General features: G+C 75.1%; 2 protein-coding genes. Both read right to left on the bottom strand.

Annotated elements, in window-relative coordinates; genetic code table 11:
* Nucleotides 1–199 precede the first annotated feature (199 nt).
* Complete coding sequence (locus SACPADRAFT_RS0219130; RefSeq protein WP_051442518.1) at nt 200–1216, bottom strand: glucosyl-3-phosphoglycerate synthase; 1017 nt, start codon at nt 1214–1216, stop codon at nt 200–202.
* 284 nt (nt 1217–1500) lie between these two features.
* A partial coding sequence (whiA, locus tag SACPADRAFT_RS28765) for a DNA-binding protein WhiA (RefSeq protein WP_040924612.1) occupies nt 1501–1832 on the bottom strand: 332 nt, incomplete at its 5' end.

The raw sequence follows: 1832 nt of genomic DNA, 5'->3' as shown, positions 1-1832 counted from the left end.
GCACCGCACCCGGGCTCCGGCGCCCGCGAGCTTCTCCGGGCGTGTCTGCGCGCGCGCCGCCGGGCGCGTCCCCTCCGTCGTCCACACCGGACTCCCCACACTCGACCTGGCCCACGGCACCGCGTCCCGGGAGCCCGGTGTCACGCGCCGGGGCCGACCGCACACGGTGCGGCACGGGTGTAGCCCGGACGGTGTCCGGTCAAACGCGCCCGGACGGGGGAGCCGGGGCCCCGGCACGGTGGGCGGGTCGGTGCCCGTCCCGTGCGGGGACGTCGGCACGCACCGTGCCCAGGGGTGGGCGCTCCCGCACGGCGAGGTCGGTGACGACGACCTCCCGGTCCGTGCCGTCCGGCCCGCCCCCGCGGAACTGGGTGAGCAACGCCGACGGCGGCTCGGCCGCCACCACCCGGCCGCTGCGGTCGAGCCGGTCCATGACCGTGAGCATGATCTGGCCCGCCATCCTGCCGAGTGCCTGGGTGCCCTGGTGGCGGTGGGTGCGGATGCCGAGGTCCACCTGGGCGAGCGCGTCCAGCCCGCGGCTGTGCAGCAGGTCGATCAGGTGCCCGACCTCCACGCCGTAGTGCGTGACGAACGGGATGGTCTCCAGCACCGAGCGTCGGCCCGCGTACTCCCCCGCCAACGGCTGGACGAACCCGGCGAGCTCCGGCCAGTACATGTTCAGCAGCGGACGGGCCACCAGCTCGGTGACCCGCCCCCCGCCGTCGGCCTCGGTGTGTGTCCCGTCCGCGAGCGGACGCCGGTAGAACCCCTTGACGTAGTCCACCCCCGGGTCGGTCAGCAACGGCCCGAGCAGCCCGACGACGTACCCGGCGGTGAAGTCGTACAGGTCGCCGTCGACGAACACCACCACGTCCCCGGTACTGGCCGCGAGCCCCTTCCACAACGCCTCCCCCTTCCCGTGCATCCCGGGCAGCGGGGGCAGCACCGCGTCCTGCGCCACGACGGTGGCACCGGCCTCGGCCGCCACCCGGGCCGTCGCGTCGCGCGAGCGGGAGTCGACGACCACCACCTCGTCGACCAGGCGATCCCGCTCGACCAGCGCCGCACGGACGGTCCGCACGATCCGGCCCACGGTGTCCTGCTCGTCCCGGGCGGGGATCACAACACTGACCGTGCGTGTTCCCTTGGCCACGGCCAGTTCCGCCGCGGTCCAGTCGTCCGCGCGCGCGGACCTGCGCCGCAACCAGTCGTGCACGCGACCGGGGAGGGCACCGGCGACACCACCGCCTTGCCCGACACCGCCGTCCCCGACACCGCCGGTGCCGATCCGTGGTCCGTCCACGAGGCCCCCTTCCTGGCGCGGGCGCCGTGCGCGACCCCGGAAGGACGCCGGCACGGGCCCGGCCGTTGGCGATGCGGTCGCCGGACGACGGACACCCGCCGACACGACGACCCGACCTCTCCACCCGGATGGACGAAACCCGGCCGGTTCACACCTGATCCGGGGACCGAATCGGGCCCGGCGGGGCGCGGGACGGGTCAGACCTCGTTCTCCAGCATCTCCTCGGTCACCGCCGACTCGGTGTCCGGGATCCCCAGATCCTTGGCCCGCTTGTCGGCCATCGAGAGCAGCCGCCGGATGCGCCCGGCGATGGCGTCCTTCGTCATGGGCGGGTCGGACAGCTGCCCGAGCTCCTCCAGGGACGCCTGCCGGTTGCTCAGCCGGAGCCTGCCCGCGGTCAGCAGGTGGTCGGGGGCCGTGTCCCCGAGGATCTCCACCGCCCGCTCCACCCGGGCGGCCGCGGCCACGGCGGCCCGGGCGGAGCGCCGCAGGTTGGCGTCGTCGAAGTTGGCGAGCCGGTTGGCCGTGG

It is taken from the genome of Saccharomonospora iraqiensis subsp. paurometabolica YIM 90007, assembly GCF_000231035.2.
Taxonomy (GTDB): domain Bacteria; phylum Actinomycetota; class Actinomycetes; order Mycobacteriales; family Pseudonocardiaceae; genus Saccharomonospora; species Saccharomonospora paurometabolica.
The sequence above is the reverse complement of the archived record's forward strand: the minus strand, read 5'-3'. Positions and strand labels throughout refer to the sequence as shown.